Raw genomic sequence first — 15836 nt, forward strand, 5'->3', positions numbered from 1 at the left:
AAAATGGGATTGCTCGGGGTACCTAGAAGAGAATGCCATCGGGCTCGTCGAGGGCCAGCAATTTTTTTAACACCTTGCGGTGAGGGGCCGTCATGGCGATCTGCTCCAGCTCGTCCAGGGCAAACCAACGCTGGGCCGGAGCCAGGAAAAGCGGGATGGTCCCCGGGAATACCGAGAGATTGACTCGGTGATGGGTAAACGGGTAGCGCAGCCGGGCCAGCGGAAGCCCCGTGTGCGGTTCGTTCAAGAGCGGCAGCCGCCACATCCCCCGCCAACGGCGGCCGGTCTGCTGCTCCAGGAGCACCTCGCCCTCGCGCAGGATCCAGGCGCAGTGCTCGTCCATTTCCACCGTCTTGGGCCGGGGCTTGCGGACGGGGAGCGCTTCCGGGTCCGGCGCGTGGCAGAAAAGCCGCACCGGGCAGAGCGTACACCGGGGGCCGCGCGGCGTGCAGATGAGCGCCCCGAGCTCCATGATGGCCTCGTTCAGCATTCCCGCGCCGCCTTCCTCCAGCGTCGGTTGCCACTCCTCCAGGGCCTCGCGGATGGAGGCCAGGCCCTGCGCCGTGTCCACCGGTTTAGTAAAATCGAGCAAGCGGGCCGTGACCCGGGAAAGATTGCCGTCGATGGGCGGGGTGGGCCGGTCAAAGGCGAAGGTCGCCACCGCCGCCGCCGTGTAGGGCCCCACGCCTGGGAGCGCCTGGAGCGCCTCGGCTTCGGTTGGGAAGCGGCCCCCGTGCTTCTCCTGGATCGCCCGGGCCGCCGCCTGCAAATTGCGCGCCCGGGAGTAGTACCCGAGCCCCTGCCAGGCGTGGAGCACGTCGGCTTCATCGGCCGAGGCGAGCGCGGCGACGGTGGGGAAGCGCTTCATCCAGCGTTGGAAGTAATCGACTACCGTGGCTACTTGCGTCTGCTGGAGCATCAGCTCGGAAACCAGGACACTGTAGGGGTCTCGGGGCGGATCGGTGCGCCAGGGCAGGGGGCGGGCATGGTCTAGGAACCAGTCCGTGAGCGCGGAGCGGAATTGCCGGATATCGAGCCGAATTTTCTCGGAGAGCGAGGAGCGATGCGGTTTGATATGAGGCGACATGTCTGAAAACGGCCTCACTCTCTACACCTCCCCCCTGACCGCCGCCCAAGCCGCGAAGCTTCGCAAGCTGTTGGAAGACGAAGGGTGGGAGTTCGAGCCAAAGCCATACACTCTCTATTACGGCAGGAAGGGGAAGGTCAATGTGGCTGTTTACGAAAAAGGCCCGAAAATTGTCATTCAAGGGAAAGGAACCGGCGAATTTGTGACCTTTCGCCTGGAGCCGGAAATCCTTGGCGAGGCGAAGCTCGGCTACGAGGAAGTGCTCGACCCCGAGGCCTACGCCCCCCACTTCGGCATCGACGAAAGCGGCAAGGGCGATTTCTTTGGCCCGCTGGTCATTGCCGGGGTTTACGTCGACGGCGACATCGCGCGCACCCTCAAAAACGCGGGCATCCAGGATTCGAAGAAAATCGGCTCCGACGCCCGCATCCGCGCCCTGGCCGAGGTGATCCGCAACACGCCCGGCGTCGGCGTGAGCGTCGTCGCCATTCCGCCCGCCAAGTACAACGCCCTTTACGAGAAGATCGGCAACCTGAACCGCCTGCTGGCCTGGGGCCATGCCCGGACGATCGAAAACCTCCTGGAGCAGCGCCCGGAGTGCCCCCGCGCTTTATCCGACCAATTTGCCAACCCGGCGCTCATTAAGCGGGCGCTGATGGAGAAGGGCCAGGGCATCCAGCTCGACCAGCGCACCAAAGCCGAGTCCGACCCCGCGGTGGCCGCCGCGTCGATTCTCGCCCGCGAGCGGTTCATCGACTGGCTCGACCGGGCAGGGCGCAACCACGGCATCAAGCTTCACCGGGGCGTCTCGGCCCAGGTAAAAGCGGCAGCGCGCGAGCTGACGGCCAAGAACGGCCCGGGTATCTTGCGCGAACTGGCCAAAACCCACTTCAAGACCGCGCAGGAACTGGGCGAATAACGGGCTCGCTCAGCGCTAGATGGGTGGCTCAGCGGTAGATCCGCCAGCCTTTTGGGGATTCGATCACCAAGTGGAAAAAGTCATTGTGCTCTAGGATCGGTTTATCCCAAAGGCCGTCTCGCTTGGTGACTATGAGAGTTGCGCAATGATAGCGTTCCTTGATCATCCGAAGGTCGTCGGGCTGAATGTCGCCGCTGAAGAATTTGTTGAAATACTTGACTCTGTCGGCCACCCCTGCTGGCGTTAGCGTGGGCGTAAAGGATCGGAGAAAATCATAGGCCCCAGCACAGTGGCTGCGGTTGGCAAATAAAGCCCACCCCAGATTTGTGGGCCATGGTGTCATGGCGGCATTTGCCATGGGGTTGTTCAGTACCCTTTCGTCTGGAGGGGTTACCGAGCGCACATCCCTCCACAGGGCTGGTTCGTTTCCAAACTCGACCATTTGAGGCGAAGGCTTGTCATTCAGGCGGCAGGCTATGCCGTTGAATATAAAATTCAGCCCCGCGATACATCCCGGAATCATCGTGACCGCCATCAAAACCAGCACGGCATTCTTTAGCTTCGGAAGCTGGCCGTTGATCGCTTCTGAAGCGACGGTCGCCGCTGCAACCATCATCGCCAGAGCGGCAGGCAGGATGATTCTCCATCCGAGATCGTTGTTCGCAATGACGCTGCAAAGAAACTGCCCGGAAACCAGCGGCACAAAAAATGCCACACCGAGGAGGATTTTTAAATCCCTCTCGAAGCTGTCTCTCTTCACCTTTTTGCAGAAGATAAAAAGCCAGGTCATTAGGTAGAGAAAGCCGAAGTCCAGTAGAAGCATCAAGAGCCAATAAGCGAGCCCATTGATGAGGTTGCCTTGGAATCCTTCTTTAACTTCCAACACATGAAGAACTCGGACCGCCATCACCTTGCGATGCCCCGCCAGCGCGGCTTGCTGGAGGATAAAGGATAAGGAACACGCCACGCTGACCGTTAAAGCCAGCCCAAAATGCATCAACGCCCGCCCCTTATTCGCCCAAAGTGTGGAGAGATAGAAAAGAACAATTACACTATAGGATAGCGCAAGTCCCATGCCCACGTAGGTGGAACTCGCGTAAGCGGCGGCGGAGAGTGTTCCCCAGATCAGACTGAAAATGAAGGAACTGTGTGGTCGGCTGATGACATAGGTAAAAGCAACCAGCGCCACGATTGCCATGGTCGCGGAAAAGAGGTGCTGGGAAACCCAGGATGCCTGAATAATCCAAGGTTCCACCCCGTGGCAAGGCATCCACTTGGAAAGATATGGGCCGCTAATAACTTCGATGATTAGTCGCAATTGACTAATAAACGCGATGGGAAGAATCCACCAAACCACGGCGCAATTCCCCGCCACCGCGATCGCCACCCATCCGACGGTTAAGAGCGATATTGCCGCCGTCAAATAGGTCAGTGCGATATCTGCCTCATAACCCGTTACTGGCAGAATCTTTAGTGCATTCGAAGCAACAAAATACCAAAGATAATAGTAGTTAAGCCCCAGAGGTTTGCCTTCGGAATGGGCCGCAGGGATTTCCGAATAAAGGGGATTAACAGGAGGCAGATCACTTCTGGCGATGGAATCGACAAAGACCACTTTGGTATGGTCAAATACCGGGCCGCCGAAAACCCACCCTCTCCCTTGGGTTGGAATCGGCAGGATCGTGAAGACTGGCAACAGTGCAACGATTGCAATTAAGACAAACCACGCCGGACGGGGTGCGGCTTGGTCTGGCATGATGGGCTGGGCTTTTTTCCCAATCATCCAGGAGACCACAGTCAGCAGGCCGATCAACGCCAGGATAAAAGGTGCCCGGAAAGGGATGTGGCTGAAGATGGGGATGCCCACGGCCCCGTAAATGCCGAGACCCAAAGTGGGCGCGAGCATCAGCCGCGAAGCCGTTCTACCGGCGAAAAACGCGGAAATGGGGTAGCCGATCAGCAGGCCGATCCCGAGAAAACAAAGGATGGATAAAACGATATGAAAATAGTTTACGAGCATATGCTCATGTCGCGACTTCCGTGTTGTTCGGTTAGGCGCGGGAGGAATGTTTATACAAAATACTCGATACTACCAAGAAAATAGCATATTCGACACGGTTCCTCTTGTGCGTAAATATCCCCGGAAGGTCCCGCGTCTCGCGAGGCAGGCGGAACCGGCCTACGCTACAGCTACGTACTTTGCCAGCTCTTCTTCGCCGATGAGCCGGTTCTCCACCCGGAGATCGCTCTTAATGAGCCCATCTTTCATGACGATGTTCCGCTTCGTGTAGGCGGCGATGTCTGGCTCGTGCGTCACCATGATGACGGTGATCCCCTTGTCGTTGAGCTTCTGGAAGATCGTCATAATCTCGATGCTCGTCTGGCTGTCGAGGTTCCCGGTCGGCTCGTCGGCCAGGAGCACTTCGGGGTCGTTAATCAGCGCCCGGGCGATGGCGACGCGCTGTTGCTGGCCGCCGGAGAGTTCGTTGGGGTGATGGTGTGTGCGGCCCGCGAGTCCCACCAGCTCAAGCGCATGCTCGGCCCGGTCGCGCATCTCGTGTGTGGAAAACCGGCGCTCGGCGTAGAGCATGGGCAGCTCAACGTTCTCGATCGCCGAGGTGCGCGAGAGGAGGTTGAAGCTCTGGAAGACAAAACCCAGCTTGTGGTTGCGGATTGCCGCCAGCTCGTCGCGGTTCAACTGCGAGACGTCGATGCCGTCGAGCAGGTAACGCCCGGCGGTGGCTTTGTCGAGGCAGCCCAGAATGTTCATGAGCGTCGATTTGCCCGAGCCCGAGGAGCCCATGAAGGCCACGAACTCCCCTTTCTCGATGATGAGCGAAACCGGCCTCACCGCTTTGACCTCCACGTCGCCAGTGGTGTAGGTCTTTTCGATGCATTCGAGCTGAATCACCGGTTTCATCGTACGGGCTCCTTTATTGGATCTTAATTCTGGCCATGCACTGCGCTTTTTTTACGCGCTCGGCCTCGAAGGTTGCCTCGGCGCGCTTCAGGTCGCGCAGGGCGATCTGGTAATCGTAGACCTGGTTGGTGAGCGACGTGCGGGCGTTGTTGAGGTCGCGGAGCGCCTGCTGGACGTCGAGGCTCGTCGAGGTCCCGGCCTGGTACTGGGCCTGGACGTCGGTGTAGTTCTGCGCGTAGGCCGCTTCGGCTGCCTTGAGCGCCTTGATCGCTTCGCGCCCGGTCTGGACGGCGATCCAGGTCGACTTCACGTCGGATTCCACCGTTTTCCAGGTTGTCTGAAGGCTCAGGCGGGCTTCGGAGATGTTGTGGTTGGCCGTGATGAGGTCGATCTCGCGCTGGCCGCCGGTGAGAAACGGCATCGAGACGGCCACCACGGCTGTTTCCACGTGGTTGCTGTCCGAGCCCGTGCCGGAGTAGCCGTTCCACTCTGTGCTGGCGCTGGCCGTCACCTTGGGGGCGTACTGGGCGAGCACCTCGCCTTTGAGGGCTTCGTACTGCTGCACGGAGATCATGCTGACTTCGTAGTCCTCTCGCTTTTCAAACGCTGTGCAGAGCGAAAGGTCGAACGGCGTGCCCGAGTCGACTTCGTCCGGCGGCTCCGCTACGGTGAAGTTGGTTTTGCCGCCCAGGTTGAGGATGTTGCTCAGGGTATCGCGGTAGGTGTTCAGGGTGCCCTGGGACTGGATGAGTGTGCTGCGGGCGTCCTCCAGGGTCGATTGCGCGCGGAGCACGTCGATCCGAGCCACCGAGCCCGCGTCGAACTTGGCTTGCGCCGTGGTGAGCTGCTCCTGGGCCAGCGCCACGGTCTGTTGGTTGACCTCGACGAGCTTCTGCTCCTTGAGCACGTTGTAGTAGGCCTGCGCGACGCCGTAGAGCGTCTCGCGCACGGTCTGCTTGTACGTTAGCCGCGCCGCCTTGGCCGCGAGCTTGCCGTAGCGGTAGGCCGGGAAGACGCTGGCGTCGAAAAGGGTCTGCGAGTAGGTCAGCCCGGCGTAGCGGGTGTAGGCGCTGGAGGTGACGGTGTTGTTGAGGGAGGTTGTGACCGTCTCGTAATGGGTATTGCTCCGGGAGTTGGAATAGCTGGCGTTGCCGGTGAGCGAGGGGCCCATCTTGGCGAGTGCGCTCCAGGGCTGGAGGTTTGCCTTGCGGACTTCGTAGTACGCTTTGCGGATCGACTGGTCGCAGGAGAGCGTCATGTCGTAGGCTTTTTCGAGCGAGATGACCCGGTTTTCAGCCGCCGGTTTCCCCGTCTTATCTGCCTTGGCCCCCTTTGTTTTTGCGGATGCCTTGGGCGAAGGGCTCGCTTTGGCCTCCAGGGAGGCGGCGGGCAGGGATTGCGGGACGAGGTCTGGGGCGGGAAGCGTGTAGGTTCCGGAAATGGTGGGCGAAAGATCTGGCGTTGGGTAAGCCGTGGCGGACGGAACTGCCGAGGGCGAAGGGGCCGGATCGGGCGCGGCTGAGGCGGTGGCGCAAACAAGCGCCGCGCTTAAGAAGAGGTTGTATTTATTCATCTGCGGGTGGTGGTGGTAAATCTGGAATGTCCGGAGAGAGTTTTACGAAAATCGGGCGCAGGGCGCGCAGAGCCTCGAGCAGCTTGGTCCGGTTGTCTTCGGAGAGCGGGGCGAGCAGCTTGGCCAGGTGCTGGTGGGTGATGGCCCGGGTGGCGAGCAGTTCGCTGCGGCCCCGGCTGCTAATATCCAGCAGGACGCGGCGGCGGTCGGCCGGGTCGCCGCGGCGGATCACTGCTTTGGAGGAGACCAGCCCGTCGATGATTTTGGAGGTGGCGGGCAGCCCCAGGTGCATCAGTTTGGCGATCTTGGTTACTGACGTCGTCCCCTGGTGGTTTAAAATCGTCAGCACGCGGAACTGCGCCATCGTCAGCTTGGAGGCCGTCTCCCGACGCATCTCGCAGTGGAGCGATCCCATGATGAGCGGGAGCACTTCAAGGAATTCCACCGCGCATTCGAGAGCGGGTTCCGGTGATGGTTTTTCTTCCACGGGAGAGATAGTGTGGTTCCGTATAGTTCGTGGCACGAAGTAAAATTTTTCCCATGGAAAGGCAAGCAAAATCGCGGAAACCCGCACGGACCAGTTGAAAAGGCGGCGCTTTCCAGCTACATCTCTCCAACTTATGGGACGCCAATGGTTACAAGCTAAACGCGTCGTTGCCAACCTCAAGAAGGGGCAGGCCAACGGCAAATTACTCAGAGAAATCATGATCGCCGCGAAACTCGGCGGTCCTGATCCGGATTGCAACGCCCGCCTTTTTGCTGCCATCGCCAAGGCCCGGCGCGAGAGTTGTACGCGCGAGGGCATCGAGCGCGCCATCAAGAAGGGAGCGGGGACCGGTGACGAAAAGATGAGCCTCGAAACCGTGACCTACGAAGGTTACGCGCCCCACAAGGTGCCGGTCATCGTCGAGGTCCTCACCGATAACAACAACCGCACCGCGCCGGAAATCCGCGTGCTCTTCAAGCGCGGCCAGCTCGGCACGCCCGGCAGCAATAAGTTCCTCTTCGACCACGTGGGCCTCGTGGAAGCCCACAAGACGGGCGCGGGGATCGACCTTGAGGAAGCCGCCATCGAGGCCGGGGCCAACGAAGTCGAGCCCCTCACGCACGAGCAGAACGACGACATTCCCGCCGAAGCCACCGGCGCCCGGTTCATCACCGAGCGCACCGGCGTGCACGACGTCTCTGAATGGCTCAGCAAGAACGGCTGGACCGTGGTCACGAGCGAGCTGGGCTACGTGGCGAAGAACTTCCCTGAGCTTTCGGAAGCCGACCGCGCCGACGTGGGCGAGTTCCTCCAGAGCCTCGACGACCACGACGACGTCCACCGCGTGTGGGCGGCGCTGAAGTAATCGAAAACGCTTTAGAAAAAGAAAGGCGGCCGGGAGATTCCCTGCCGCCTTTTTAATGCGCTGTTCCCTGGGTGCCAGGCCGGGAACTAAAAAATACTACGCGATGATGTGCGCTCCGTCGGCGATTTCGCAGATGTAGGCCGTGGCGGTGTTGCCGGTCTGCTCTTTGTATTTCGCTTCGATGGCCTCTTTGACTTCCTCCGCGTTCTCCTTGCGCAGCAGGGTGACGGTCGCGCCGCCGAAGCCGCCGCCGGTGATGCGGGAGCCGAGCACGCCTGGCAGGGTCTTGGCGATTTCCACCAGTTTGTCGATTTCCGGCGTGCTGTTTTCGAAGTTGCGGATGGAGCTTTCGTGGCTGGCGAACATGAGCTCGCCAAATCCGGCGACGTTGCCTTCGCGCAGGAATTCGATGCCTTTGAGGACGCGCTCGTTTTCACCAACGACGTGGGCCGCGCGCTGGTAGGAAAGGGTCGGGAGGGTCGCTTTGGCTTCTTCAAGGCGGGCGCTGGTAACGTCGCGCAGGGCTTTGACGCCCAGGCGGGCCGCGGCGTCGAAGCATTGTGCCCGGCGCTCGTTGTATTCGCCGCCGATGAGCCGGTGAGGGACGCCACAGCGGGTAATAAGCAGTTCCACACCCTTGGGGAAGGGGATGTTCTCCACGGTTTCGCTGCGGCAGTCCAGGAAGATGGCGTGCCCGGCTTTGCCGAAGGCGGAGGAGGCCTGGTCAAGCAGCCCGCAATTCATCCCGACGAATTCGTTCTCTGCGCGGCGGCACATCTTGGCGACGTCGATGAGTTTCACCTCAAGGCCATAAATTTTGATGAGGAGCATCGCTGTAGCCACTTCAAGGGCGGCGGAGCTGGAGAGCCCGGCTCCTTGGGGCAGCGTGCTGGAAATGTCGGCGGAAAAACCGCTTACCGGGAGGCCGTTTTTCTTGAAAACATCCAGGACGCCCACCAGGTAGTTGGACCAATCCTGTTCCTTCGTCGGGGCGAGCTTCTCGGCATCCGTCTCGTAGTGAAGGCCTGCGACGGGATCGCCCACTTGCACGCGGGTAGACCCGGTGCTGTCGCCGATGAGCGTGATCCCGCGGTCGATGGCTGCGGAGAGGACAACGCCGTCGTTATAGTCAGTGTGGTTACCCAGGAGTTCCACCCGGCCAGGAGCGTACGATTGGTGCATCCCCATTTCCCTACCGGGGGGCTGCCGGAAAAGCAATCACGGAGGCAGGGAAAACGCGCTGGTATTAGGATTTGTCGTCAGTTTGACAACTTCCGGCAAGTCTCCAGCGCTTAACTCGCCTTTTCCGGTTGGGGGCGGGAGCGTTCGGCGGCTTTCTGGAGCAGCTTGTGCAGGCGCTCCATGGCACCGGGTTCTTTGATTTTCTCCCCCTCGGCGTCGGTGACGTAGAAGCTGTCGATGGCCGCGCCCTTCTCGGTGGCGATGCGGGAGAGGGCGATGTTGAGCCCTGTTTCGCCAAAGCCGCGCAGGATGTTGTAGAGGAGCCCCAGGCGGTCGGGTGTCTGGATATCCACCACGGTGTAGATCGGGTGGGTGTCGTTGTCGATGCCGATGCGGGTGGGGAAGTCCATCTCCTGGGAGAGGTGCGTTTTGCGCGTCATCTCTTTGCGCAGCGCGGCGGGGAAGTCGAAGCCTTCCTTGGAGAGCGCCTCGGTGAGCTTCTCTTCGACGACCTGCGTGTCCTTGGCGGCGCTAACGGCCTGGAAGCGGGTGTTGCAGACGCGGAATACGTCGAAAACGAGGTTGTCGCGCCGGGTGTAGATGTCGGCGCTCAAGATGTTGAGCTTGGCGAGCGCGAGGGCCCCGGCGATTTTCGCCAGGAGGTTCTTGCGGTCCCAGGTGCAGACCCAGAGCTCGCTGTGGCCGCGGTCGGGGTGGGGAATCCAGCGGACCGCCGGGGCGAGACCGTCCATGCCGCGCCCTTCAAAGAAGGTGTGAAAGAGGCGGATGTGGGAGGCGATGGCGTTCTCGTCGAACATGTTGAAGTACGTGTCCGGCATGAACTCGAAGTGGGCCTCCACTTCGCCCGCGTAGGGGGAGCCGAGGCGCTTGAGGACGCCCTCGTGGGTCGTCTGGCGCTGCCGGGCGCGCTCTTCAAAGAAGGCCTCGCCCTCGGCCAGGTAGCGGCTTGCGCTGCGGTAGAGCTGCCAGACGAGGGATTCCTTCCAGTCGCTCCAGACGGCGTTGTCGCCGACGCCCATGCCGTCGGCCAGGGTGACGAGCATCAGGGCGTCCAGGTAGGTCTGGTTGCGAACGGCGTCGGCGAATTCCGAGATAGTGGCCGGGTCGTCCAGGTTGCGGCGCTGGGCCGTGGAGGAGAGTAGCGTGTGCTGATCGACCAGGAGGATGAGCATTTTCCGCTGCTCCGGGGTGATCTGGAGCCGGGCTCCGATGCGCGAGGCGGCCATGGCGCTGGCGTCGGCGTGGTAGCGGACGTTGGAGGCCTTGCCCACGTCGTGGAGGAGCATGGCCAGGTAGAGCACGAAGGGGTCTTCGATTTTCTGGAAGATCTCCCGGTAGCCCTTCAGGCGCTCTTCCTCGGTGTCGATCAGCTCATCGAGCTTCTCCAGGCAGATGACGGTGTGTTCGTCGGCGGTGTAGCGGTGGAAAAACTCGTGCTGTACGAGGCAGGTCATCGGGGCGAATTCCGGGAGGTATTTCCCGAGGAAGTCGCATTCGTGCATGAGGCGCACGATCCGGCCCACCTCGCCCTTGCGGCTCAGGATGGCCATGAAGGTCTCCCTCGCGGCCCGGGCGTAGCAGTAGGTCCGGTCGATCAGGGGGAGGTTGCGGCGGATGAGGATCTCCAGCTCCGGAGCGAACCGGGCATGGCGCTGCTGGATGTGCTGGAAGGCCCGCATCATGCGGAAGGGGTCTTCTTTAAAAATCTCGCGCGACTCGGGGTAGAGTACCCCGTCGACGAGGTAGAATCCGTCGAAACACTCCCGCTTTTTCTTGCGCTTGAGGAAGGAGAGCATCCCCTTGGGGGCTTCGAGGCCGGGGAAGGAGAACTTGGCCGCTGTGCTCTCGGTGATCTGGAAAATGTCGCGCGAATGGCGGTAGTAGTCGCGCATGAATTCCTCGATCCGCCGCAGCTGGCTCTTCTGGCTGTAGCCGAGCTTGGTGGCCACGGGGAGCTGGTGGATCAGGTTGAGCGTATCGACTTCGCGCTTGGTCAGGTAGTGCAGTTCGGTGCGGACGCGCAGCAGGAAGTCGTAGGCCCTGTCGAGCCGCCGCCGTTCGGTCTCGGAGAGGAGCTTTTTGGCCACCAGCTTGGCGGTGCTGTTGACGCGCTGGGTAAAGATGGAGACCCAGAGGAGGTTCTGGTAGTCGCGCAGCGAGCCGCAGCCGTTTTTTACGTTCGGCTCTTGCATGGTGATCTTGCTGCCCGCCTTGAGGTGCCGCTCCCGCTGGTTTTCGAGCCGCTGGAGGACGTATTCTTTTTCGTGGCCGTTGATGCACTTTTTCTCAAACTCGGCCTGGAAGGTCTCGAAAAGCCCCTTGTCGCCGACGATGAAGCGGGCTTCCAGGAGGGCCGTTTTGGACTGCATGTCGAGATTGGCCTGGCGGATGGCCTCGGCCACGGACCGGGTGGAGTGGCCGACCTTGAAGCCGACGTCCCAGAGGGTCCGCAGGAGCGCCTCGATCATCGCTCCGGTCTGCTCGGGCATCTTGGAACACTCGTCGTGGAGGAACATCAGATCGACGTCGCTACAGGGACAGAGCTCGCCCCGGCCGAACCCGCCGATGGCGGCGATGGCCACGCGGCAGGGGGCGTCCTGGGCCTTGGCCAGTTTATTGGCGGCCCGGTAGAGGTGGCGCAGGACGATGTCCACGAGCACGGCCCGCTGTTGGGCGATCTCGCGACCGCCGCCGCCCGCTTGGTGTTTGAGGCGCAGGCGGTGGTTCTCGATGCGCAGGAATTTCTTGTACAGTGTGAGCAGCCGGGGCTCGTCGTCCATTCCCTGGGAGGCCAGCTCCTGCTCGGCGTGGGCGAGGACCAGCTCGCGGTGCCGGGCCGAGCGGGCGGCCATGGCCGAGAAGAGGGGAGAAATGGGTTCTACCGGCGCGGCGGCGGGTTCGGGTTTCGCCGCGACGGGTTGTTTGGGTCGTCTTAGGAAAGGAGTCACAATGGAATTCGGTGGCGCTTCATCATGCTGTAAAGGGTCGGACGATGAATGCCAAGAAGTTGTGCAGCTTTCTTTTTATTTCCAGCGGATTTTGTTAGTGCGGCCAGAATGGCTTCGCGTTCCAGGGCTTCGAGGTTGAGGGAGCCGCCGGGGACCACTCCGCCCGCTCCGGGGCGCAGGGAGGCGGGCAGGAGCAGCTCTTTGGGCAGCTCTTTTTCCGTGAGATGGTCGCCATGAGTGAGGACCATTCCGTATTCAACGGCGTTTTGCAGTTCGCGGATGTTTCCCGGCCAGTCGTAGGCTTTCAAGCGGGCGAAGACGGCTGGGTCGATTGCCGGGATCGGCCTCCCGAGCTGGGTGGCGAAGTGTTTTAAAAAAGTGGCGACGAGCGAGGGGATGTCCTCTTTGCGCTCCCGGAGCGGGGGAATCTCGATCTGGAAGGTGTTGATCCGGTAGTACAGGTCGGGCCGGAGCTGGCCGGATTTGATGGCCTCGGGGATGGGGCGGTTGGTGGCGGCGATGAGGCGGAAATCGGCGGAATGGGTCTTGGTGCTGCCGAGCGGGCGGTATTCGCGCTCCTGGAGGGCGCGAAGGAAGCGGGTCTGGAGCTCCGGGGGCATCTCGACAATCTCGTCCAGAAAGAGGGTGCCGCCCTGGGCCTGGGCGATCATGCCGGGAAAGTCGTTTACGGCGCCGGTGAAGGCCCCTTTGACGTAGCCGAAAAGCTCCCCCTCGATCAGGTTGGCGGGGAAGGCGGCGCAGTTGAGCCGGATCATCGGGCGGTCGGCGCGGCAGCTCAGCCGGTGGAGCCGATTGGCCAGGACCTCTTTGCCGACCCCGCTTTCGCCCGCCAGGAGGACGTTGGCATCGGTCGGGGCCACGCGGCAGATGAGCGCCTCGACCTCCTTCATCTGGGAGCTGGGGAAGGAGGGGGCGAGCTGCTGCTCGGCTGCCTCCAGCCGCCGGGAGAGGAGCTCGGCCCGGGAGCGCAGATGCGCGGTCTCGCGGACCAGTTCCCGCTTTTCCGCCGCACGGCGGATGAGGGAGAGGAGCTCCTCGGGGACGTAGGGCTTGCTGATGAAATGGAAGGCGCCGCGCTTGATGGACTCGATGGCGTTGTCGAGCGAGTCGTGGGCGGTGACGATGATGACGGCTACCTGGGGCTTGCGGGAGCGGATTTCCGCCAGGGTTTCCAGGCCCGGGGTATCGGGCAGGCCGAGGTCGAGCAGGATGACGTCTGGTTCGTCCCGGGCAATGGACGCAAGGCCGCCAGCCGCCGTGGGCGCTGAGGAAACGAGAAAACCATTCCGCTCCAGCCACCCGCCCAGGGTAGTCACCACCGCGCGGTCGTCATCGATAATGAGGATCTTCCGCCCCGCCGTCCCTTCCGTGTTTTTGTGATGTGCGAGCATGTAGGTGCTGCCTCACCACCGGTCCCTTCCTTCCGTGGTGAAAAAACTTACTCCTCCTTTGGCGCTTCGATCGGCAGCGTCAGCCGGGTCAGCAACTGCTCCCCGGAGGGCTCGATGTCGAGGCTGCCTCCCTGTTCGGCGACGATCTGCCGGGCCTGGTAAAGCTCCAGGCCGTAACCGCCGGGCCGCGTGGAGAGCAGCGGCTCGGTGCCCCATTGGGCGGGCGGGATCGGGTTTTCCACCCGCCGTTCGAGGATTTCGATGGCCGGTTTCCCGTTGAAAACGGTTCCCGTCACGGTGATGGGGCTCTCGTCGCGCCGGAATTGCAGGGCATTGCGCAGCACGGAGAGCACGATGGTCAGGGTGAGCTGAAGATCGATCTCCACCGACTCGGTCTGGAAGCGGTTTTCGAAGCCGACTTCCTCGTCGGGAAACTCGATTTCCGCCGTTTTTTGAATTTCCTGCATCACCGTGGCCGCCGACCACTGGATGGGGTGGGCGGCGATCGGGTGAAAATACTGGGATACGCGGCGAAGCATTTTCGCCGTTTCCGCGATCATCTCGCGGAGCTTGTGCAGCTCCGCGAGGACTTCTTCATCGGCCGAAATTTCCGCAATGAAGGCGGTTTCCAGGTCGACGGCGCTCAGGCCGTTGCGAACGTCGTGCGTCAACTGCCGGACAAAGCGCGCAACCCGCTCCAGGGGGACTGTGATTTCGCCGGGCGGGTTGGGTGTGTTCATCGCAGTGGAATTTAGGCCGCGGTGGAGAAACGGTCCTCGGCGGCGTTGGCCCCGGGGATGCGTTTGACGCCGCGGTCATTGGAGGAAAGGTGGGTGAGGACGTGGAACACCGCTTCCGGGTCGGCCTTGATGGCGCGGGCCAGCTCGGCGGCGCTCTGGGCCTCGGGCTTGAGGGCTTCGCGCACGGTCTGCTGGAGGGAGAGGACGGCGGTGGCCGCCTTTTTCCCCGCTTCCACACCCGGCTGATGGTAGGCGTTGATGTTCACGAGCGTTGCGTAGAACCCGACCGCGCGTTCAAAAAGCGCCACCAGGAGACCGACCTGGAATGCGTTGACTTGCGGAATCGAGATCGTGATGGAATCGCGCCCGCCCTCGTATAAGGCCGTGCGGGTTCCGCGCAGGAAGCCTTGGAGGTAATCCCCGCTGGTCACTCCGGGCTCGACTTGCACGGGCTGGCCGTGGCGGCCTTGGAGCACTTCGACGAAGGTGACAAAGAAGTTCGCCACGCCGTCGCGGAGCTGCTGGACGTAGGCGTGCTGGTCGGTGGAGCCTTTGTTGCCGTAGACGGTGAGGCCCTGGTTGACTTTGTTGCCATCGAGGTCCTCTTGTTTGCCGATGGACTCCATGATGAGCTGCTGGAGGTACTTGGAGAACAGGACGAGCCGGTCTTTGTAGGGGAGCAGCACCAGGTCTTTTTTGCCCTTGCCGTCGGTGGCGTAGTACCACATGAGGGCGAGCAGCATGGAGGCGTTGTTGGCGGTGGTCTTGGAGCGCGTTTTGGCGTCCATGGCGGCCGCGCCGGAGAGGAAGGCGTCGATGTCGAGCCCCTGGAGGGCCATGGGGAGCAGCCCTACGGCGCTCATGACGGACGTGCGCCCGCCGACCCAGTCCCACATCGGGAAGCGCTTAAGCCAGCCGTTCTTTACGGCGACTTTATCGAGTTCGGAGCCTTCGCCGGTGATGGCGACGGCGTGTTTGGCGAAATCGAGCCCGCGTTCTTCGAAGGCGGCCTGGGTCTCGACCATGCCGTTGCGGGTTTCCTTGGTGCCGCCGCTCTTGGAGATGACGACGACGAGCGTGGTCGTGAGCCGGTCGCTCAGGAGGTCAAAGGCGCGGTCAAAGCCGTCCGGGTCGGTGTTGTCGAGGAAGTGGACGTCGATCGGATCGGAGCTGGAGCCGAGGGCGTCGGCGACGAACTGCGGCCCGAGGGCCGAGCCGCCGATGCCGACGACGAGGACGTCGGTGAATTTTTTTCCGCCGGGCGCGGCGATGTTGCCGGAGTGGATGCCCGCGGCGAAGAGGCTGATGTCGGCCTTGGTTTCGAGGACTACCTTGCGCAGCTCGGGCGTGGGCGCGAGGGCGGGGGTGCGCAGCCAGTAGTGGCCGACCATGCGGTTTTCGTCCGGGTTGGCGATGGCGCCCGCCTCAAGCTGATCCATGGCGGCGAACGCGGCTTGGGCTTTGGGCTCCAAGGTGGAGAAAAAATCATCAGCGAAGCGCATGCGGCTGATGTCGAGAGAGAATCCGAGGTCTTCGTAGCGAAGCAAATGGGTGGTATAACGATCCCAGAGAGAATGTTCTTTCATAGCGTATGAGCCCCGGGAGAATCGGGTAAAAACAGGCGGATGAGAAGCCGAAATTTGGGGAATGGCTCTGCCCGCGCCCGGGGCGGCGGTTGCGGT

At 61.9% G+C, this 15836-nt stretch carries 12 protein-coding genes; 2 read left to right on the forward strand and 10 right to left on the reverse strand.

The window, feature by feature from the left end; translation table 11 throughout:
* Window positions 1-22: 22 nt before the first annotated feature.
* Complete coding sequence (locus tag B2828_RS13550; protein WP_479634292.1) at window positions 23-1087, reverse strand: A/G-specific adenine glycosylase; 1065 nt, start codon at window positions 1085-1087, stop codon at window positions 23-25.
* Between B2828_RS13550 and rnhC the strand changes: the two genes are divergently transcribed.
* Window positions 1086-2006 (forward strand): ribonuclease HIII, encoded by a 921-nt coding sequence (rnhC, locus tag B2828_RS13555; RefSeq protein WP_479634293.1) that lies wholly within the window; start codon window positions 1086-1088, stop codon window positions 2004-2006. The genes B2828_RS13550 and rnhC overlap by 2 nt on opposite strands.
* Before the next feature lie 28 nt (window positions 2007-2034).
* Here the strand turns inward: rnhC and B2828_RS13560 are convergent, their stop codons facing one another.
* From B2828_RS13560 to B2828_RS13575, 4 genes are all read right to left on the reverse strand, one after another.
* Window positions 2035-4026 carry a hypothetical protein gene (locus B2828_RS13560; protein ID WP_479634294.1) on the reverse strand — a complete coding sequence of 664 codons (1992 nt, stop codon included), beginning with the start codon at window positions 4024-4026 and terminating at the stop codon, window positions 2035-2037.
* A gap of 159 nt (window positions 4027-4185) precedes the next feature.
* The gene (locus tag B2828_RS13565) at window positions 4186-4926 is read right to left on the reverse strand and encodes an ABC transporter ATP-binding protein (RefSeq protein ID WP_479634295.1); all 741 of its coding nucleotides are present in this window, start codon (window positions 4924-4926) and stop codon (window positions 4186-4188) included.
* Between the two features lie 13 nt (window positions 4927-4939).
* Entirely contained in the window at window positions 4940-6499 is a 1560-nt protein-coding gene (locus B2828_RS13570) for a TolC family protein (RefSeq protein WP_479634296.1), read from the reverse strand.
* Window positions 6492-6986, reverse strand: a complete 495-nt coding sequence (locus B2828_RS13575) for a MarR family winged helix-turn-helix transcriptional regulator (RefSeq protein ID WP_479634297.1) — start codon at window positions 6984-6986, stop codon at window positions 6492-6494. Before B2828_RS13575 ends, B2828_RS13570 begins: the two co-directional genes overlap by 8 nt.
* A gap of 133 nt (window positions 6987-7119) precedes the next feature.
* Here B2828_RS13575 and B2828_RS13580 point away from each other — a divergent pair, with 133 nt between their 5' ends.
* Window positions 7120-7851 (forward strand): YebC/PmpR family DNA-binding transcriptional regulator, encoded by a 732-nt coding sequence (locus B2828_RS13580; RefSeq protein ID WP_479634298.1) that lies wholly within the window; start codon window positions 7120-7122, stop codon window positions 7849-7851.
* A gap of 96 nt (window positions 7852-7947) precedes the next feature.
* Here B2828_RS13580 and galK read toward each other — a convergent pair whose 3' ends face one another.
* From galK to B2828_RS13605, 5 genes are all read right to left on the reverse strand, one after another.
* Window positions 7948-9033, reverse strand: coding sequence for a galactokinase (gene galK / locus B2828_RS13585; protein ID WP_479634300.1), 1086 nt, complete (start codon window positions 9031-9033; stop codon window positions 7948-7950).
* A 110-nt stretch (window positions 9034-9143) separates the two neighbouring features.
* The gene (gene glnD / locus B2828_RS13590; protein ID WP_479634301.1) at window positions 9144-11906 is read right to left on the reverse strand and encodes a [protein-PII] uridylyltransferase; all 2763 of its coding nucleotides are present in this window, start codon (window positions 11904-11906) and stop codon (window positions 9144-9146) included.
* 92 nt (window positions 11907-11998) lie between these two features.
* The gene (locus tag B2828_RS13595) at window positions 11999-13414 is read right to left on the reverse strand and encodes a sigma-54-dependent transcriptional regulator (protein ID WP_479634302.1); all 1416 of its coding nucleotides are present in this window, start codon (window positions 13412-13414) and stop codon (window positions 11999-12001) included.
* Window positions 13415-13461: 47 nt separating this feature from the next.
* Window positions 13462-14154: a histidine kinase gene (locus tag B2828_RS13600; protein ID WP_479634303.1), complete on the reverse strand. Its 693-nt coding sequence runs from the start codon at window positions 14152-14154 to the stop codon at window positions 13462-13464.
* Window positions 14155-14165: 11 nt separating this feature from the next.
* Window positions 14166-15740, reverse strand: coding sequence for a glucose-6-phosphate isomerase (locus B2828_RS13605; protein ID WP_479634304.1), 1575 nt, complete (start codon window positions 15738-15740; stop codon window positions 14166-14168).
* Window positions 15741-15836: the final 96 nt, after the last annotated feature.

It is taken from the genome of Spartobacteria bacterium UBA695 (assembly GCA_002298145.1).
GTDB lineage: Bacteria > Verrucomicrobiota > Verrucomicrobiia > Chthoniobacterales > Chthoniobacteraceae > UBA695.

Bases quoted from the DNA above. Each gene is read 5' to 3' on its own strand.
- rnhC (WP_479634293.1), top strand. From the start codon at position 1,086: ATGTCTGAAAACGGCCTCACTCTCTACACCTCCCCCCTGACCGCCGCC.
- B2828_RS13550 (WP_479634292.1), bottom strand. From the start codon at position 1,087: ATGTCGCCTCATATCAAACCGCATCGCTCCTCGCTCTCCGAGAAAATT.
- B2828_RS13560 (WP_479634294.1), bottom strand. From the start codon at position 4,026: ATGCTCGTAAACTATTTTCATATCGTTTTATCCATCCTTTGTTTTCTC.
- B2828_RS13565 (WP_479634295.1), bottom strand. From the start codon at position 4,926: ATGAAACCGGTGATTCAGCTCGAATGCATCGAAAAGACCTACACCACT.
- B2828_RS13570 (WP_479634296.1), bottom strand. From the start codon at position 6,499: ATGAATAAATACAACCTCTTCTTAAGCGCGGCGCTTGTTTGCGCCACC.
- B2828_RS13580 (WP_479634298.1), top strand. From the start codon at position 7,120: ATGGGACGCCAATGGTTACAAGCTAAACGCGTCGTTGCCAACCTCAAG.
- galK (WP_479634300.1), bottom strand. From the start codon at position 9,033: ATGCACCAATCGTACGCTCCTGGCCGGGTGGAACTCCTGGGTAACCAC.
- glnD (WP_479634301.1), bottom strand. From the start codon at position 11,906: ATGGCCGCCCGCTCGGCCCGGCACCGCGAGCTGGTCCTCGCCCACGCC.
- B2828_RS13595 (WP_479634302.1), bottom strand. From the start codon at position 13,414: ATGCTCGCACATCACAAAAACACGGAAGGGACGGCGGGGCGGAAGATC.
- B2828_RS13600 (WP_479634303.1), bottom strand. From the start codon at position 14,154: ATGAACACACCCAACCCGCCCGGCGAAATCACAGTCCCCCTGGAGCGG.
- B2828_RS13605 (WP_479634304.1), bottom strand. From the start codon at position 15,740: ATGAAAGAACATTCTCTCTGGGATCGTTATACCACCCATTTGCTTCGC.